Origin of the sequence: Rickettsia endosymbiont of Rhinocyllus conicus, from assembly GCF_964026465.1 — a bacterium.
In the GTDB taxonomy this organism is placed as follows: domain Bacteria; phylum Pseudomonadota; class Alphaproteobacteria; order Rickettsiales; family Rickettsiaceae; genus Rickettsia.
Genome location: NZ_OZ032155.1, coordinates 747,053 through 765,760, shown reverse-complemented (window position 1 = coordinate 765,760; position 18,708 = coordinate 747,053). Strand labels below are relative to the sequence as shown.

The window sequence follows — 18,708 nt, the reverse complement described above, 5'->3', positions numbered from 1 at the left end:
GTAAAATCATGCTTTTTCCATAAAGCTCTATGTGGCTCTTTTATAATATCATTAGCTTCATCACGTGGAGCTTTAGTATAATAGATTTACGATATTCACCTTCAGGAAAATTTAATGGATCAGGAAGACCATGATAACTTTTATCATGAGTATCAAAGGCAACTAAACGATTAAAAAGCGGCTCTACTCTTTTTACACATTTATCACCATTTTCATCATATATACCAAATTCTCCACCCCACCCTTTTTGCCAGTTAGGATTTAAATATAAAATAACATTCATACGACGATTAAGACCTGTTGCATCATGATAATTTCCATCAACATGCACATCTAACAAACCACCAGGCATTGTTATATTAAGCCCACCACCAGTAAAATAAGGATCTGGAATAAGTTTCGGAATTTCAAAAAGCTCTGCAAGTGCATAAAGCATATCCGATGAATTAAATAAACGTATTGTATCAACAATGCCATCTGGTATATCAAATTCAGATTTCCAAGTTGATCTTTGTTTAATTTCTATATCTTTATCATTCGCTATATCCCATTGCTTTTCTTTAGGATTCGGAAAATCGTCTAAACAGCTTTTAGCGAGTTCTAAGGATAAGAAATTATCAATTACTAAATGTTTAAAAGGCGATAAAAAATACTCTTTTTCTTTTGCTGCATTTATTATTTTTTTATGCTTTCTTCTGCAAAATTTTTCATTTGTTGCTGTGAAAATCTTTTAGTATTCATTACTACACCTATTATTTTACTTGAATGTTATGTTATTCTTGCATGGATCACTTGCACTATTGTCACCCCGTGACTTGTTCACGGGGTCCAGTTAAAAATACTAATGATATTAGTATTTTTATTTATTTTCTGGATACCTAAGGTACAAGCAACTAGATGACACCACTCTCACAATACAATTTACTTATGCCATACTGTGCGGTTAATATAATCTACATAACTTAAAACTATACGTAATATCTTCTTAGATACAAGCCCTGCTTCATTATAATCAGGCACTATAGCTGGCGAACGTTTATTGTTATCATGTTCTTCAGTAATAGTCTTTACCGCTTGTAATACCCGCTCAGCCTTAAAACCGGACATAATTAACGTGCCGACATCCATTCCTTCAGGACGTTCGTGAGCCTCTCTAATATTTAAAGCCGGCAGATTAAGTATTGATGCCTCTTCAGTGATAGTACCACTATCGGATAAAATACAAAAAGCATTCATTTGTAATTTTACATAATCAGTAAAACTAAAAGCCGGTAAAAATCTTATTTTATCTCCAAGCTCTTTAAACCCTTCTAAATCTTCAAGTCTTTTTTTAGTTCTCGGATGCGTAGAAAAAATTATCGGGAAATTATACTCTTTAATAAGCATTTGTAGACTATGTAGTAATTCTTTTAAATTATTTTTGACATCTACATTTTCTTCACGATGCGAACTAATTAAGAAATATTGTTTTGGTGTGAGTGATAATTTATCTAGAATATCTGACTTTAATATTTTAGGCATGAAGCAGTCAAGTACTTCTGGCATATGTGAACCTGATTTAAAGGTAAGCTCAGCCGGTAGCCCTTCAGCAATTAAATAACGTCTTGCATGCTCGGTTAATGTAATATTAACATCGCTAATGTGATCAATGATTTTGCGGTTTATTTCTTCTGGTACTCTTTGGTCAAAGCAGCGATTTCCTGCTTCCATATGAAAAATTGGAATCTTACGACGTTTAGCAGCAATTGCAGAAAGACAAGAATTAGTATCACCGTAAAATAGCACAGCATCAGGTTTTTCTTTTTCAAGAACTTCATCTACTTTTTCAATAACAAGTCCTATAGATTTTGCTGTATTATCTGCTGCAACCTCTAAAAAATAATCTGGTTTTCTGATTCCCATATCATCAAAAAAAACCTGATTTAATTCGTATGCATAATTTTGACCGGTATGAACTAGAATATGTTTGGTATGTTTATCAAACTCAGAGATCACACAACACAGCTTAATAAGCTCAGGACGAGTACCGACAATAGTCATTACCTTAAGCATTTTTTAGCTCCTCTTGAATATAATCAAGATTTAGTAACAACTCTTTGACTTCTTCTAGATTTAAACGTTTTGTATTATGTGAGGTATAATCCTCTAAAAGTGCTACTTTCTTTTCACCCTCAACAAAGTACTTTGCATAATTAAGATCACGTCCATCCATAGGAATGCTGTAGTAATTACCTAAATCCTCGGCTTTCGCCATTTCTTCCGATGATACTAAAGATTCATAATGTTTTTCACCATGACGTGTGCCGATAAAACGTATTTTATTTTTACTGTTAAATATTGCTTGTAACCCTTTTGCGAGTATTTCAATAGTACTAGCCGGAGATTTTTGTACAAAAATATCACCTTGGCGACCATGCTCAAACGCATATAAAACTAAATCTACAGAATCAACTAACGACATTAAAAAACGCGTCATTGAAGGCTCTGTAATAGTTAAATCCTTATTTTGCTTAATTTGATTAATAAATAAAGGAATTACCGACCCTCTTGATGCCATAACATTACCATATCTAGTAACACAAAACACTGTTTTATCTTTCACATTCATACGTGCTTTTGCTACTGTTAGCTTTTCCATTAACGCTTTAGATAAACCCATTGCATTAATTGGATATACGGCTTTATCAGTGCTAAGTACTATAACTTTTGCAACTTTATTGTTAGTAGCGGCTCTTAAAACATTTTCAGCACCTAAAATATTCGTATTTATTGCTTCCATCGGATAAAATTCACAAGTTGGAACTTGCTTTAAAGCAGCAGCATGAAATACGTAATCTACACCTCTCATTGCGTCATCAATGCTATTGTAATTACGCACATCCCCGATATAGAATTTGAGTTTTGGGTTATTTAAAGCAATACGCATATCTTCTTGCTTTTTTTCATCCCTACTAAAAATTCTAATTTCTTTAATATCGTTAATAATATCGCTTTTTAGAAAACGAGAAAGCACCGCATTACCAAATGAACCGGTACCTCCGGTAATCAACAAAGTTTTATCCACAAACATTATCTATAAATACCTATTTTATTAATTTATTTTGGTGTCATTAGACGTCATTACGAGGAGATGCGTAGATACCGAATCGTCATTGCGAGCAGTCAAAGGCTGCGTGGCAATCTCATGAAGTAGTGCAAAATTCCTGAGATTGCTTCGTCGCTTCACTCCTCGCAATGACGGCTTACTTAAATTCACACATACGCTTCACAAGTTCCCTCCACTCAGGAGGATTATAACCTGTTATCTCATTAAAACGCATAGCGTCTAGCGAGCGATCTATTACTAACTCATCTGATGGAATAACATCGATTTTTTTATTATATATTTCTGCTATTAGCTTTAATAATTCTAACTTATTAATTGGCTTTGATGCGACATGATAAAGACCATGCAGTTCTTTATTAGGTAGCACAAAATCCTTTATTATTCTTGCAAGCTCTACAGTGGGAAAACCTGAATATATAGCTTTTTTAAACCCTTTTACTGACCTTTCTGAACTTAAAAACCAGTTAGTCAAGCTTCTATTTCCTGAAAGTTCGTGACCTATAATTGAAGTACGAAGCGTAATAGCATGTGAATAATCCACCTCACCAAGAAACTTAGAATGACCATATAAATCATAACAATCCGGAAAATCACTTTCTTTGTAATTACCTTTTTTTCCTGAAAATACACAATCAGTGCTAATATGAATAAAACGTGCATTAATAAGTTCACATAACCTTGCAAGCCTATGCGGCAGTAAACTATTAATGGGTAGTGCTTTTAAAGGATCATTTGCATCAGCAAGCTGTTTTACCAGCCCTATACAATTTATTACTACATTAGGCTTTACTTTATTTAATACTTCAACTAACGAATCGTTATTCTCAACATCTACATTTGGAATTATTTTATCTGCTAACTCTTTAGAAAAATAAGAACGAGCTGAGTTGCTCCGACTTGTCGCATAAACATCAAGATTTTTGTCAGTACTCAAAAACCTAAACATGCTATTACCAAGCATGCCGGTTGCACCTAAAATCAATATTTTCATAATTAAATTTACTTTAATTTCCGCATCGTTTCTAACATAAATAGTATATCGTTGCAATAGGTTTTGTGAATTGTCATCCCGTGGCTTGTCCATGGTATCCATTAATAAACTTTAAATGTCATCCCGCGACTTGATCGCGGGATCTTAGGACACAGTCCGTGACAAAAGACCCCGTGGTCAAGCCACGGGGTGACATTAATGAGTGATGGGATGACAATTAGTCAACCTTCTAACTATCTCTTCCCTTTTTATCAAAGGTAGCACCTTCGATATTTCCGGTCCTGATTCCTTACCAGTTAAAGCAAGACGCAATGGTAAAAACAACTCTTTTCCTTTTCGATTTGTTATTGCTGCGAGTTTTTTACTCCATATCCCCCACGTCTCGATGGTAATTTCTTCTTCAGGTAATAACTCTGCTGCTTGTTTTAGATATTCTTTATCTAAATTCAAATCTTTTATGTTTGGAGTTTTATGACAAATCTCCCACCAATCTTTTGCATCAAATAATTTTTTTAAGTTAGGTCTTACTGATAGCCAAAAATTTTCATCAATATATTCAGCATCTATTTCTTTAAGACGATCTTTTACCTCGTTAAATTCTAGACTTATTAATAATTTATGATTTAATCTTTCTAGATCTTCCGGCTGGTAAATAGTTGGGCTTTTAGAAAAACTACTTATCTCAAAATGTTTTACTAACTCATCCATCTTTTTATGAGGGATAATTTGCGCTGATGATCCAAGTAAACTAAAGAAGCTAGCAATTGCCATCGCTTCTAATCCCACTTCTTCTCTTAGGGTTGCAATCTCAAACCCCCCTACTCTTTTTGAAATTTTTTCATCCTTATTAATAATTAAGCTTAGATGTCCAAAAGTTGGTGGAGACTTATCTAAAGCTTCAAACATCTGAATTTGAATCGCAGTATTACTAACATGATCTTCACCTCTAATAATATGAGTGATTTCATAATCAACATCGTCAATAACTGAGCATAACATATAAGTCATGCTTCCATCTGCCCTTATTACTATCGGGTCACTCAAAGCTTTGCCCTCATACTTAACTTCGCCTTTGATCATATCATGCCAAGTAATCGGCTCATGATTTACTAAAAATCTATAATGCGGCTTTCGTCCTTGTTCTATATATTTTTGTATCTGATCTTCTGTTAGATTTAGGGCTGCTCGATCATAAATAGGAGGCAACCCTTTAGAAAGCTGAAATTTACGCTTTAGTTCAAGCTCTTCCGGCGTTTCATAACAGGCATATAATCTTTTTTTATCCAATAATAGTTTTTTGATCTCATCATATCTACTTAAACGACTTAATTGATTAAATGTTTGATCCCAATTAAGGTTTAAAAACTTCAAGTCTGCTCTAATAGCGTCTTTATATTCTTGTTTGCTACGCTCTAGATCCGTATCGTCAAATCTTAAAATAAACTGTCCATCATGCTTCTTCGCATATAGCCAATTAAGTAGTGCTGCTCTTATATTACCGACATGTAACATACCTGTCGGTGATGGAGCAAATCGTGTTATAACTTTTGTCATTTTTACTTATTTTTTCGTCTTTTTAACTTTTATCTTTTTATCGACAAGATTAGTTACCTCATCCATATTTAGAGGATTTGGTTGTTTAGCAGCAATTGCACTTAGTTTTTCTTCAATTAACTTCATTGCATCATCTAAACTTAAATTTAAGAAATCATATTTTTTAGGTATCGAAATAAATTTACCTATATATTTTATATATGGACCAAACTTACCATACCCGACTAAAACTTCTTCACCACTCTCTTTATGATTACCGATTTTAAGCGGTAAACTCAAAAGCTTTAATGCCATATCAAGAGTGATATCATTTTGATTTAAACCAGCAGGCAAAGGTGAACGTTTTGGCTTTATTTTGCTATCAACTTGCTCACCATATTGGACATAAGGTCCATAAGGTCCTTTTTTCAAATATATTTCTACTCCCTCTTTATCCTTGCCTAAAACTTTGTTTTCATTAACAATATCTTTAGCCTCCCCATCAGCTTCATTATTATCATTACCACTAACAATAGATTTTCTAAAATTACATTCAGGGTAATTACTGCACGCTAAAAATGCCCCAAATTTACCAAGCTTTAAGCTTAGCTCACCAGTTTTGCATGAGGGACAAACTTTAGAGTCTTTATTTTCTCCAAATATATGATAATCAAGAGCTTGCTGTACATAGCTAATAATTTCTGTAATGTTTTGCTTACTTACAGATTCTATATTGTGGTTAAAGCCATTCCAAAAATTACCTAAAGCAGATTTCCATTCAAGTCTGCCAGCAGCTATTTCATCTAGCTCATTTTCAAGCCCTGCTGTAAAATCATATTCAACATATTTTTTGAAGAAACCAACTAAAAACACTGTTACCAAACGCCCTAGCTCTTCAGGCATAAAACGCTTTTTCTCTAACGTCACATATTTACGATCTTGTAAAACTGATAAAATAGTAGCATAAGTTGATGGACGACCAATTCCAAGCTCTTCAAGCTTTTTCACTAAGCTAGCTTCTGAATATCGTGGCGGTGGTTCGGTGAAATGCTGATTTGGAACAATCTCTTTAGTTTTCAAATGCTCTTGTTCTTTTAAAGGCGGCAGCATCTTATTTTCTTCTTCAGCCTCATCGTCTATACTTTCGCGATAGACTTTATAAAACCCATCAAAAGCTATAGTTGATCCGTTCGCTCTTGCCAAATATTCCTTATTTTCTGAAGCTAAAGTTGCATTTACTAAATCCATTATGACATTTTCCATTTGGCAGGCTATAGTCCTTTTCCAAATTAATTCATAAAGCTTATAATAATCTTTCTCTAGCTTTTCCTTTAAATCATTAGGGATATAGTTAATATTTGTCGGTCTTATAGCTTCATGAGCTTCTTGAGCGTTTTTTACTTTCGATTTATAAATACGAGGACTGCTTGGTAAATATTTATCGCCATAATCCTTATTTATTAATTTACGTATTTCATCTACCGCATCGTTTGATAAGGTAACGCCATCAGTTCTCATATAAGTAATAAGCCCGATAGTTTCCTTACCGATATCTACACCCTCATACAATTTTTGAGCTATTTGCATGGTCTTTTTAGCACTAAAACCTAATTTTCGTGCAGCTTCTTGTTGCAGGGATGAAGTAATGAAAGGCGGTTGTGGTTGACGTTTTTGCTGTTTCTTTTCTATCTTATCGACATGAAAATTTTGAGATTTAAGCTTTTCGGTTAAATCTTTTGCTTCTTTATTATTAGTAATCGAAAACTTTTCTAGCTTTTGGTCGTTTATATGGGTTAATTTAGCGGTAAATAGCTCATTATTACTATTTAGCATTTTAAGGCTAATATCCCAATATTCTTCCGACTTAAACCGCTCTATCTCATCTTCACGTTCACATATTAAACGAAGTGCTACAGACTGTACACGCCCCGCTGATTTACACCCAGGAAGCTTACGCCATAAGAGAGGTGAAAGTGTAAAGCCAACTAAATAGTCTAAAGCTCTTCGTGCTTGCTGAGCATTTACTAAATTATTGTCAAGTTTTCTTGGATTTTCTATAGCATGAGTAATTGCTTTTTTGGTAATTTCGTTAAACGCTACTCGCTTAAAAAAATCATCGGATTTGACTTTATTTTTTTCTTTAATTACTTCTGCAATATGCCATGAGATGGATTCACCCTCACGATCTGGATCGGTTGCAAGATATACTGACTCAGCTTTTTTTGCATCTTTAATTATTGCATCCACATATTTACCTGCTTTCTCTGAAATATCATATTTCATTGAAAAATTTTCATCAGGTATTACAGAACCTTTTTTAGATGGAAGATCTCTAATATGACCAAATGAGGCAATAACTTTAAATTCATCACCTAAATATTTATTTATTGTTTTTGCCTTTGCTGGCGATTCTACTATTACTAATTTCATCAATTATTATTATTTATTATATACTTATCTAATTTGTATAATTTTATTATAAAAACAACTATTTTTACTTATCAGCAGTATAAATTAATGATATTTTATTGCTGGGGTGTCGCATTGCTTTACCAGCAAGCTCTAATTCTAATATTATTGTATATATAATAGGCAGCGGTAATTCCGTCATTTTTTGCAAATAATCAAAATCTATAGGTACCGCAGATAATAATTCTATAACAGCAGCACGCTCTTTTTCTGATGGTTCTTTTATCTGCATTGTATTTAGTGGTTTAAAATTAGCATCTAACTCAGCAAAATCTTTAAATAAGCTTTCATCTTTCTTGATAAATTCTTCATATTGCGGCAAATTAGCTACAATATCATTAACCGATTCTACTAAATATGCACCTTGTCTAATAAGTTTATTTGTACCTTGACATCTTGGATCTAAAGGAAAACCTGGCACGGCAAAAATTTCTCTGTTTTGTTCAAGAGCAAATCTTGCAGTAATTAAAGAGCCAGATTTTAGGCTCGCTTCTATTACTACTGTAGCAAGAGCAAGACTAGATATTATTCTATTACGTTGCGGGAAATGCTTACCAAGTGGCGTAGATCCTACAGGTAATTCAGCTATTATTAATCCCTCTTCTGCTAAATTTTCAAATAATTTTTTGTTTTCTGGTGGATATATATGATCAATACCACCAGCAATAACTCCAATAGTTTTAGAAGTTGCTGCTTGATGCACACTGCTATCTATTCCTCTTGCTAAGCCTGAAACAGTTACATACCCCTCTTCTGTTAACTCGGCAGCAATTTTATGAGCAAAGCTTCTCCCATTTGCTGAGGCGTTTCTAGCTCCAACTATCGCAATACATTTATGATGATTTAGTAAATCTATATTACCTTTATAGCTTAATACCGGCGGGGGATCATAAATTTCAAATAATAATCGTGAATATTCTAGAGATTTATATGTGATAAGTTTAGCATTATTTTTTTTAAGCAGTTCTAATTCTTTCTCAGCATCACTTTTACTAAAAATCTTAATCGGCTTTGATTTTCCACCCCTTAGTGAAAAATCCCCAATATTTTCTATGCTAGTTGCTGCATCACCAAATAACTTTATTAAGCTATAGAAAGTTTTAGGTCCTACATTTTCACTCCTAATAAGCCGTAAAATATTAATTGTTTCAAGATCATAAGATATTTTAGAAGTAGGAGCAGAAAATAGTTCTTTTAGCATTAGGTAAAGTACTTGATGAACGTCATTGCGAGCGACTAAAAGGAGCGTGGCAATCTCAGGATGTTTTATGAGATTGCAACAAAGCTTCGCTCCTCGCAATGACGGGGATAATTAATATAGTATACTATAATTTCTCTGCATGTGAGCTTAAGTAATGTGCGATACCCTCATGCGATGGAGTAATAGCTTCCTCACCTTTATGCCAACCTGCTGGGCAAACTTCACCATGTTTTTGATTATGAGCTAATGCATCTATTACTTTCAAGGTATAATTAATATCACGACCGATTGGCAAATCATTAACTAACATATGACGTACTACAAAATCTTCATCTATTAGAAAAGTACCACGTAGTGAAATACCACCATCATTAAGCACGTTATACATTGAAGAAATTTCTTTTTTAAGATCAGAAACCATTGGGAATTGAACTTGTCCAAGCCCACCTTTGCTATGAGGAGTATTTTTCCAAGCTAAATGGCTAAAATGTGAATCAACACTAACTGACACTACTTTAGTATTTCTTTCAGTAAACTCACCAAGTTTATTATGAAATGCTATAATTTCCGATGGACATACAAAAGTAAAATCTAACGGGTAAAAGAACAATATAATTTTATGTCCTTTAGCATAACGGCTAAGAGTAAATTCACCTTCTACATTATTATTAGGCATAATTGCTGTAGCTGTAAAATCTGGAGCAGGTTTGCCAACAAATACTTTCATATCTTCACAAACATTCTCATTTTTTAGCATATTCTTACCTTTTTAGTTAACAACCTGATTATGATATATAAAACTAATTATTATTACAACAATAAATCTTCACAAATTTTATTTACTTTCTTTCTTTTCTGAAGAAGTTTTTAATTGGTTAAATATACCTAGAGTTTGAGTAATAAAACTACTTGGCTCTGAAAGATTTGCAGGTAAAATTACTGTATTAGTGTCTTTAGCTAAATTACCGAATGCATTAATATACTGCTCGGCTATTTTAAGAGATACCGCCTCACTACCACCAGTTTTCTGCATTGCTGATGCTATAGTCTCAATACTTTTAGCTGTAGCTGTTGCAACTAAACCAATCGCCTCCGATTCACCTTTTGCTCTATTAACTTGATCAGTATAGGAAGCTTCTGAATTTAAAACGATCTGTGCTTTTTCCCCTTCCGCATGGTTAATCTTTGCTTGTCTGTTACCCTCAGACTCTAGAATTTGTGCACGTTTTTGACGTTCCGCTGCTACTTGCAACTCCATAGCTTTCAGAATAGATTGCGGTGGCTGGATATCCTTGATCTCATAACGCATACATTGTATGCCCCAATTTATCGCTGCTTGGTTAATGGCTGCAACAATAGCAACGTTTAAAGTTTCACGTTCTTCAAAAGTTCTATCTAACGGTAATTTACCAATTTCCGAACGCATAGTAGTTTGTGCAAGCTGAGTTATAGCGTAGTAAGGATTATTAACACCGTAAGAAGCTGCCATCGGATCAATGATTTTTACATATAAAACACCATCAATAGATAATGTTACGTTATCGTTTGAAATAGCAGTTTGTGCAGTAACATCTATCGCTTCTTCTTTCAACGTATGTTTATATGCTACTCTTTGAATTACTGGAATTAATAGATTCAATCCAGGTTGCAGCACCTTATCAAACTTCCCTAATTTCTCTACTACCCAAGCTTGTTGCTGAGGCACAACTTTAACCATTTGGATTATAACCAAAATAGCTATGATACTAAAAATTAATAATGCATATTCCATATTAACACCTTTTTTATTTTCTTTTTTATCTTATATTGAAATTTTAAAAATTACTAGAGATATTATTGTGGGTTGGGGGTTAGGTGTCATTGCGAGGAGGCGAAGCCGACGTGGCAATCTCAGGAGTCTAAATTTCATGAGATTGCCACGCTCACTTTGTTCGCTCGCAATGACACAGTCTAATACGATCTGTCCAAAATAAACCTAATAATAGAAAATAAATATTCTTTATAAATATTTTGAACGGGGATTTTGTTAAGCAAGCTAATAGCTTCATTTTCCAAGCTATTCAGATGATTTATAATATCCTTACTAATTTTATGCTTTACCATCAAATCACATATTTGCACAAATTCTTCCTTAGTACGATTATCTGACTTTATCATATTTTTAAGATGGGCTTTGTCATCTTTCTCTAATTTGTCATATAAGAAAATTAGCGGTAGTGTAACTTTCCCCTCTAAAAAATCATCACCGATATTTTTTCCTACCTGCTTATCATTACCGAGATAATCAAGCAGATCATCTATAACCTGAAATATAGTGCCAAGTAATCTTCCAAACTCTTCCATATCTTTAGAAATATCATCACTCTGATTTGCTATGATAGCTCCAACAGAGCAAGAAGCACCAAATAATTCGGCTGTTTTGGATTTAACAATTTGCTGATATTCTTCTATATTTATAAGACGACGCTCGTTTAGCTTAACTAGCTGCACTACCTCACCTTCTGAAATTATCGCTGAAGCTTTTGCTAAAACATTCATGGCTTTAATAGAACCGGAAGCTACCATTAACTTAAATGATTGGCTAAAAAGAAAATCACCGACTAAAATACTTGTTTTACTTCCCCAAATAACGTTAGCAGTTGGCTTAAATCTTCGGAGTGTACTGTCATCTACTACATCGTCATGAAGTAATGTTGCTGTATGAATAAATTCCACGGCACTAGCAAGCTTTATATGGCTATCACCATTATAATCAAACATTTTAGCAGTTATGATAGTTAATAGAGGACGAATTCGTTTGCCACCTGCTTCCAGTAAATATTTACCGACTTTCTCTATTAACTCTTCATCACTTTTTAAACAGCTAATAATCAAGTTATTTAACTGTGTTACTTCATCTTTTAAATCTTGCTGTATTTTTACTATAATATCCATTATTTTGTAATCTCTTGCCACATAGTTTCATTAATATCTTGAAACCCTGGTAGCATACATTTTTCTAGTATTTTTTTATGTTCTTTAAAATCCGGTATTAGCTCCATGATTTTTTCTTTTAAATTATCACCTGCTTTAACTTCCTTTACTGCTGCTTGGTATAAAGACAAATAATATAAAGGTAGAATTTTATTTATATCATCTATAGTACCTATTTTAGTTTTATTTAAATCTGATAAATCAAAATTATATTCAAAACTAACATCAATTAAGTTAGAAGAATTTGGATGATCGGAAATAGTTTTAAAAAAAGATATAAAAGCATTTTTATAGATTTCTTTACTTTCTTCCGAAAGATTTTTGTATATATAAGAGCTTAGCACTTCCATTATTTTAGGATAATTATTAGCTATGATATCACCCTTACTATAAGAATCTTTAAATATATTTACTAATGTTTCGTTTGTTATATTAAATCCTGTTCTATTTGAATACAAACTTAGAGCATTTATTTTAGCTCTAGTTAACTTATTTAACTCAGTAAATAAACTAGCATTTAATTTAAAATCATATTCTCGGTTTTCCAAGATACTAAAATCAAACTGCTGACTATTATCTAAAATATAGCTTAGTTTAGAGTTTAAATTTTTATATGACTCATTATCTGAAATTGTCAGCAGATAGTTTTGCCTGTCATAATATTTTCTTATAAAACTTAAGAAATTTGTTATAGAGTCTTGCTTTAGCTTAAATTTTGAATCTATCAAAAGATTAACATTATTATTACCTAAACCATCCAACTTACCTTTATATAGTAAATTAATGTTATTTTCAAAACTATTACTATTTATTTGTGCATTAGTAATTTTAATTGTTAAATCTTTGGCAAAGTCCTTAAAATTTGGGTTACCCGCAGTAACTAAAAAATTAGCTGAAAATTTAAAGTTATTATGCCAAGCTAATCTATATAATAACAACCCTGCCGGAATTATTCTATCTTCAAGATCACTTTGTATTATTTCAGTGTCATAATTAATTTCTAATTTTTGTGGTATATTATCAAGAAAATCCTGTTTACTTGTATAATACTTACTCTTATCAAATATTAAAGTAAATAGAGTATGACCCTCTTCATATAGCTTTTTATTATCTACTAAATCAAAAATTTCTGCTTTATTTAAAGTAAATTTAACATCTTCTATAAAATTTACTATTTCAAAAAAATCCTTCTTCTCTTTTATAATTTTAAATAATCTAAAACTTAAAGGCATTTTTGCGGATAATATACAATTATCATTATAAAATTTTACTCCAAAGCCTCTCTCAATTGGTTTAAATCTGCCAACTGCCTCTCCTGAAAAATCTATAAATATTTGCTGCTTTAATAAATCATAACCAATATTTATAGGTGAGTTAAATTCGATTTTTCTATTAACACTTTCTTCTTGCCAATTAATAATTGAAATACCAAATTTAAAAGGAAAACCATAAGGCTTAGCTTTAGAAAATTTAACAAAATATTGCTGAGAATCATCGATATTAAGATAGGTATCAGAATATTTTTGATTTATAGAATTTGATAAGGAAAATAGGATTGCAAACCACAATATGCTATAAGTTAATACAGCAAGAATAGATACAAAAAATATTATTTTTAAAGTTTTTTTCATATGATTATTATTGTGTGTCTCGTCATTGCGAGGAGAGGCGAAGCCTCGACGTGGCAATCTCATTAAGCAGCAGTATAAGTCTCCTAAGATTGCTTCGTCACTACGCTCCTCGCAATGATGTGATGCATCACTTACACAACTCAGTATATTCCTTATTCAATTTTACAACATCCCAAATCCATAAGCTAATCATAACTATAAAAATTATTAATAGATATATTATTATAGAGTCAAAAGTAGCAGTAGGAATAATTATAAATATTAAGGACTGAATAAATGCACCGAGTGATTTACCAAATTTTGTACCTATTACTTCTACAGCAGCTTTACCCTTAGTTCTAAGTTCAAGCGATAACGGGATATATGCCATTTCTTTTGTTGAATCAAAGAGTGAGTATTTAGAGGATTTACTCAGGATATTTTGAATTGCTCCAACAATTATTGCGGCATATAAAAGGTTAAAATTACCAAAACATGAACCTATTTCTTCGATAAAAATTATGAAAATAAAAAACATTAAACCGGTTATAGATAGCATAATAGGTGTCAATAATGCAGAGACAAACCAACCTAGTCTTCTAAGGATGTTGCTGCCTATTATCATGAAAGTAACGCATGATATGCCCATCAAGATATTAAACCTACCCATAAAATGAACATAATCTATAGTATTTGGATATAGTTCTTTTACTTTTGCTTTCCAAGGTCCTTCTACGATATTAATTAATAACCCATAACAGATTATTAATAAGGCAATACGACCTATATATTTTGAGTTAATTACTAGCTTAATACTTTCCAAAACTGAAAGTTTGGTTTTTGTTTTAGCCTTAACTTTCTTTGAATCTAAAACATTTATAGAATCAGTCAAAATAAATTTATTTATTACTCTAAATAGCAGCATAGAGATAACACCCGCTGCAACAATTATTGACATAATAGGTTGTAGCATCTCTGTTGTTTGAGAGGTTAAATTAACTGATGCATCGAAAGAATTTGGTAATAATTCCGGATCTATTATTTTATTACCTGAGAAAAACACGAGTACACTACCTGCAAGTATTAGTCCCATATTACCAACCATCCCAAGGACTGGATAAAATCTCTTTGCTTTATTAGTATCAAAAATATGGTTAGCAAACTGCCAAAACATTAAGTTTATAACTACAGCACTCCATAACTCTGCAAAGATATACATAAGCCCATAGCTCCATTTACTGGCTATTTTAATAAACCATTTGAAGTTAGGGTAAGATGTTATCAAGCTACTTATTATTTCATCATTAGGATGATAAGCTTCCTGATTCGGATAAATAATATAAGCAAAAAATAAGAAAAATAATAGAAAGCTACCAACTATAATGTAAAAAACATATTCGAAATTGAATTTATTACTGAGCTTAACGTAAAGTATTGTAAAGATCACGCATGAGGGTAATACTAGCCATAATTTTAAAAAGCTAATAATCTCTGCTCCCATAGAGGGTACTACTAAGCTATCCTTTATAGAACGCAATGCTCCGAAATTGAAAAGAATACATAGCATCATTAATGCCATAGGTATGAAAAGCTTTAATTCCTTTCTTTCTATTGGCCAAATTATTTCCTTAACTTTCTCAAAAAAGGTTTTGGGCGGCAACATTTATATTGTAACCTTGCATAAAAATTAAATTAAATTCTATGAATCTTTTTAAATATTCATAGAATTTAAACTTTTAAATCTCTTACTCATTAAAGTCAATTAAAATCTTTACTGCCCCAAGGAGTAAACTCTCTATATCGCCAATAATATTTTTCAATTTCTTGATACTTTTCTAAAATATCTTTTGTCCATTTTATTTCCTCATTATTCCATGGTTTCTTTTTACCAGCATAATGCATAATGAAATATGAAAAATAAGTATCTCTATCTATAAAATAGGTATAAAAATTCCATCTCATAGATAATGGATATATGTAATTATGAAAAGCAATATTTAATAAATCTTGATCAGGATAAGCAAAACTACATTTTGAATTATGCATTGCATCTAAAACCATATTCTTTGCTTGCTTTTCACGCATATTTTGTAGATTTAAAAATACTATACCGCTATTTTTATAAAAATTATTTATTTTCCTATTACATTCTTCTTCTACTTTTAAAGTACAATAAGTAAGAGCCGTATCCATACTACCAGCAACTATATAGTTTGACATATCTAGCTTTTTGAAAGAATTTAAATCACGCAACACAATAATGTCTGCATCCAGATATAATATAGACTCTAAATTTGGAAAGACTTGATCAAAATATAACCTATACATTACTAAAGGAGGCCACATCTCCGAAAATTCTATTTTTTTATTAGCTAAATTTAAGTCTAATACATTTTCAGGAAAAGGAACAAAATCTATAGAATAGTCCCTTATATGTTTCATGGAAGCTAATTTTTCCATTGATTCTTCTGTAAGCGAATCGTTTGGATTCATCACAATATGAAACTTATAAAAACTATCTAGATCACTATTTATTAAACTTGAAGCAATAACTGTTGCAGCGTGCCGAACAAACTTATCATTAATAATTAATGCTATATCTAGTGTATTATCTTGTTTAATACCGGTTAACTTAATTACATTTTGTATTTCCTCTATGGCAAGCTTATAATCAAGCTTTATATCCTGCTCATTAAGTGATGGTCTACCAAGTAGGTGAATCATGCTAAGCCTATACAAACATCTTGCTGTAAGCTCAGCTATATTAAGAGAAATTAGACTTTTTAGAGCAGGAATTTCATCTTTTGTATAACCGCTAAAATATTTTATTAAGTCAGAATCATTTTTTATATTCAAATGTTCTTTTACTTCTTTTTCATAACCTGAAATTATTAATTTTGCTAAATTAATCGCAGCATTTTTAGTATATAAAGTATCAAGACCATAACTACCATTCTTAATTGCTTTATATTGCTCTACTAAAGTAGCATCCTCACCCGAATATAGCTGTAGCAAACAATCATAACCTTTTGCGACTTCTAAACGTACCTTTCCATCTTCTATTTTAAAAGTACAAATTTTTTCTAATTTTACCTTATCTTTAACGCTTAGCGGCTTATCTTTTAACTGCTCAAGTGCTGAGTCAAAGTTGAATAGATCTTCACGCACAATACTATAAAGCTTTTGATAGCTATAGGTAGAGATATCCCTAATACAATAATTTTCTGAATGCATTTTATGATTACTCGTGAAAAATCCTATAACAACTATAAACATTATTAAAATTAGAAGAAGCAATAGAGGAATTTTAATGGTAGCAAAAATATTTTTTTTAGACCTTTTTTTAAACATTTAAATTTATAACTAATTAGTTTAAAAGAATTTATCAATTAATAAGAAAACTCGCAATAAATATTAGATTATTTAGCTATTTTCATTTATTATTTATAATTCTAAGCGTTATTTATAACAATTAAAACAATATGTCACGCAGTTTATCTATTATTTGGTTATTTGGACTTATTAGCGGCTTTAATATAATGATTACCGGTAATACATTAAATTATTGGCTTGCTAAAGAGAATATAGCTTTGCAAACGATAGGTTTACTATCACTTATAACTTTGCCCTATTCTATCAATTTTTTATTTGCCCCAATTTTCGATAGTTTAAAGATTAAATATTTAGACAAAATTTTTGGTCATAGATTATCTTGGATTTGCTTAACTTCCATAGCCCTAGTATTTTTTGTATATATTTTAAGCTTTTTAAATCCTTTTGATAATTTATTATTATTTGCCTCTATCTCATTGATTATTTCATTTTTTAGCTCTATGCAAGATACTATATTAAGTGCTTTTAGGACAGAAATAGTTAATAAGGAATCTCTTGGTTTTGCCTCAGGAATATATATATTTGGTTACCGATTCGGTATGCTCCTCGCAAACTCAGGAGCTATATATTTATCTATATATTTAACGTTCAACGAAATATATAAAATTTTTGCAATTTTAATATTTATTTATCTTATTTTACTTATAGTTGGTGTAAAATATTGCAGATTTAATCAAAATAAATATATAGAGCAAACCACGAATAATAATAATGAAAGTACTTTTGCTTTTATAAGGAATATTCTGAAACCGATAGGCTCTATCTCTTTTATTATCCTCATATTAGTCTTCCTAATATTATATAGACTACCCGACAATTTTATTAATGTCATGATCAACCCGTTTTTACTTCATTTAAATTATGATGCTTTTGAAATAGCAAGTGTCGGGAAGTTTTGGGGAGTTATGGGTGCTATCGTTGGTGGATTACTCGGCGGTTTTATTATGAAGAAAAAGAATATATTAGATAGCATACTACTATTTGGTATTATTCATGCTTTAGCTCATATATTATTTATTATTCTTAAAATATACGGAAAAAATCCCACACTATTATTTATTACAATAGGAGCAGAAAGTATTACGGGCGGCATGACGATGACAGCTTACATTGCTTTTATCTCATCATTATGTCAAGGCAAGTTTCGTGCTACACAATATTCATTCTTTTCATCAATGATGGGTATTTCTAGATCAATTTTTCCAATAATTTCAGGTTATATAGTAGTAAATTTTGGCTGGCAAAATTTCTTTTTATTTACTACTATTATAACTATTCCATCTTTACTAGTATTATTAAAAATAAAAAATAAATTACAACAATGAATGATATTTTAACTATTTTCTCACATGTAATAATTTTACTTTCATCTTCGATTATACAAAGTATTTTTATATTAAATCAAAGTGCAAAATATTGTAGCTTTAAAAAA

Annotated in this window: 14 protein-coding genes; 1 reads left to right on the top strand and 13 read right to left on the bottom strand. The window is 31.4% G+C overall.

Features of this window, described 5'->3' with window-relative positions:
• Positions 1-40: 40 nt before the first annotated feature.
• The 13 genes from AAGD54_RS04040 to AAGD54_RS03980 all read right to left on the bottom strand — a co-directional run bounded on the left by AAGD54_RS04040 (position 41) and on the right by AAGD54_RS03980 (position 17,234).
• Positions 41-436 (bottom strand): 2OG-Fe(II) oxygenase, encoded by a 396-nt coding sequence (locus AAGD54_RS04040; protein WP_341795072.1) that lies wholly within the window; start codon positions 434-436, stop codon positions 41-43.
• A 485-nt stretch (positions 437-921) separates the two neighbouring features.
• A complete protein-coding gene (wecB, locus tag AAGD54_RS04035; RefSeq protein WP_341795071.1) occupies positions 922-2,052 on the bottom strand; it encodes a non-hydrolyzing UDP-N-acetylglucosamine 2-epimerase in 1,131 nt (376 codons plus the stop codon).
• On the bottom strand, positions 2,045-3,070 hold the full coding sequence (locus AAGD54_RS04030; protein WP_341795070.1) for a polysaccharide biosynthesis protein: 1,026 nt from the start codon (positions 3,068-3,070) through the stop codon (positions 2,045-2,047). The genes wecB and AAGD54_RS04030 overlap by 8 nt, the downstream gene beginning before the upstream one ends.
• Positions 3,071-3,242: 172 nt before the next feature.
• Positions 3,243-4,097 (bottom strand): SDR family oxidoreductase, encoded by an 855-nt coding sequence (locus AAGD54_RS04025; protein ID WP_341795069.1) that lies wholly within the window; start codon positions 4,095-4,097, stop codon positions 3,243-3,245.
• Between the two features lie 195 nt (positions 4,098-4,292).
• A complete protein-coding gene (gltX, locus tag AAGD54_RS04020; protein ID WP_341795068.1) occupies positions 4,293-5,651 on the bottom strand; it encodes a glutamate--tRNA ligase in 1,359 nt (452 codons plus the stop codon).
• A gap of 6 nt (positions 5,652-5,657) precedes the next feature.
• Positions 5,658-8,060 carry a type I DNA topoisomerase gene (gene topA / locus AAGD54_RS04015; RefSeq protein WP_341795067.1) on the bottom strand — a complete coding sequence of 801 codons (2,403 nt, stop codon included), beginning with the start codon at positions 8,058-8,060 and terminating at the stop codon, positions 5,658-5,660.
• 64 nt (positions 8,061-8,124) lie between these two features.
• On the bottom strand, positions 8,125-9,300 hold the full coding sequence (gene dprA / locus AAGD54_RS04010; RefSeq protein ID WP_341795066.1) for a DNA-processing protein DprA: 1,176 nt from the start codon (positions 9,298-9,300) through the stop codon (positions 8,125-8,127).
• A gap of 124 nt (positions 9,301-9,424) precedes the next feature.
• Positions 9,425-10,027, bottom strand: coding sequence for a peroxiredoxin (locus AAGD54_RS04005; protein WP_341795177.1), 603 nt, complete (start codon positions 10,025-10,027; stop codon positions 9,425-9,427).
• 108 nt (positions 10,028-10,135) lie between these two features.
• Positions 10,136-11,071, bottom strand: a complete 936-nt coding sequence (locus tag AAGD54_RS04000; RefSeq protein WP_341795065.1) for a stomatin-like protein — start codon at positions 11,069-11,071, stop codon at positions 10,136-10,138.
• A 179-nt stretch (positions 11,072-11,250) separates the two neighbouring features.
• Positions 11,251-12,234 (bottom strand): polyprenyl synthetase family protein, encoded by a 984-nt coding sequence (locus AAGD54_RS03995; RefSeq protein ID WP_341788087.1) that lies wholly within the window; start codon positions 12,232-12,234, stop codon positions 11,251-11,253.
• On the bottom strand, positions 12,234-13,904 hold the full coding sequence (locus tag AAGD54_RS03990) for a hypothetical protein (RefSeq protein ID WP_341788088.1): 1,671 nt from the start codon (positions 13,902-13,904) through the stop codon (positions 12,234-12,236). Before AAGD54_RS03990 ends, AAGD54_RS03995 begins: the two co-directional genes overlap by 1 nt.
• A gap of 127 nt (positions 13,905-14,031) precedes the next feature.
• The gene (gene tlc3 / locus AAGD54_RS03985; RefSeq protein ID WP_341788089.1) at positions 14,032-15,546 is read right to left on the bottom strand and encodes a nucleotide exchange transporter Tlc3; all 1,515 of its coding nucleotides are present in this window, start codon (positions 15,544-15,546) and stop codon (positions 14,032-14,034) included.
• Positions 15,547-15,641: 95 nt separating this feature from the next.
• The gene (locus AAGD54_RS03980; RefSeq protein ID WP_410526052.1) at positions 15,642-17,234 is read right to left on the bottom strand and encodes a glycosyltransferase family 8 protein; all 1,593 of its coding nucleotides are present in this window, start codon (positions 17,232-17,234) and stop codon (positions 15,642-15,644) included.
• A gap of 131 nt (positions 17,235-17,365) precedes the next feature.
• On the opposite strand from AAGD54_RS03980, the gene AAGD54_RS03975 reads away from it, so the two are divergent.
• On the top strand, positions 17,366-18,601 hold the full coding sequence (locus AAGD54_RS03975; RefSeq protein WP_341788090.1) for an AmpG family muropeptide MFS transporter: 1,236 nt from the start codon (positions 17,366-17,368) through the stop codon (positions 18,599-18,601).
• The last annotated feature ends 107 nt before the right edge of the window (positions 18,602-18,708 follow it).

Bases quoted from the DNA above. Each gene is read 5' to 3' on its own strand.
- AAGD54_RS04040 (WP_341795072.1), bottom strand. From the start codon at position 436: ATGCTTTATGCACTTGCAGAGCTTTTTGAAATTCCGAAACTTATTCCA.
- wecB (WP_341795071.1), bottom strand. From the start codon at position 2,052: ATGCTTAAGGTAATGACTATTGTCGGTACTCGTCCTGAGCTTATTAAG.
- AAGD54_RS04030 (WP_341795070.1), bottom strand. From the start codon at position 3,070: ATGTTTGTGGATAAAACTTTGTTGATTACCGGAGGTACCGGTTCATTT.
- AAGD54_RS04025 (WP_341795069.1), bottom strand. From the start codon at position 4,097: ATGAAAATATTGATTTTAGGTGCAACCGGCATGCTTGGTAATAGCATG.
- gltX (WP_341795068.1), bottom strand. From the start codon at position 5,651: ATGACAAAAGTTATAACACGATTTGCTCCATCACCGACAGGTATGTTA.
- topA (WP_341795067.1), bottom strand. From the start codon at position 8,060: ATGAAATTAGTAATAGTAGAATCGCCAGCAAAGGCAAAAACAATAAAT.
- dprA (WP_341795066.1), bottom strand. From the start codon at position 9,300: ATGCTAAAAGAACTATTTTCTGCTCCTACTTCTAAAATATCTTATGAT.
- AAGD54_RS04005 (WP_341795177.1), bottom strand. From the start codon at position 10,027: ATGAAAGTATTTGTTGGCAAACCTGCTCCAGATTTTACAGCTACAGCA.
- AAGD54_RS04000 (WP_341795065.1), bottom strand. From the start codon at position 11,071: ATGGAATATGCATTATTAATTTTTAGTATCATAGCTATTTTGGTTATA.
- AAGD54_RS03995 (WP_341788087.1), bottom strand. From the start codon at position 12,234: ATGGATATTATAGTAAAAATACAGCAAGATTTAAAAGATGAAGTAACA.
- AAGD54_RS03990 (WP_341788088.1), bottom strand. From the start codon at position 13,904: ATGAAAAAAACTTTAAAAATAATATTTTTTGTATCTATTCTTGCTGTA.
- tlc3 (WP_341788089.1), bottom strand. From the start codon at position 15,546: ATGTTGCCGCCCAAAACCTTTTTTGAGAAAGTTAAGGAAATAATTTGG.
- AAGD54_RS03980 (WP_410526052.1), bottom strand. From the start codon at position 17,234: ATGTTTAAAAAAAGGTCTAAAAAAAATATTTTTGCTACCATTAAAATT.
- AAGD54_RS03975 (WP_341788090.1), top strand. From the start codon at position 17,366: ATGTCACGCAGTTTATCTATTATTTGGTTATTTGGACTTATTAGCGGC.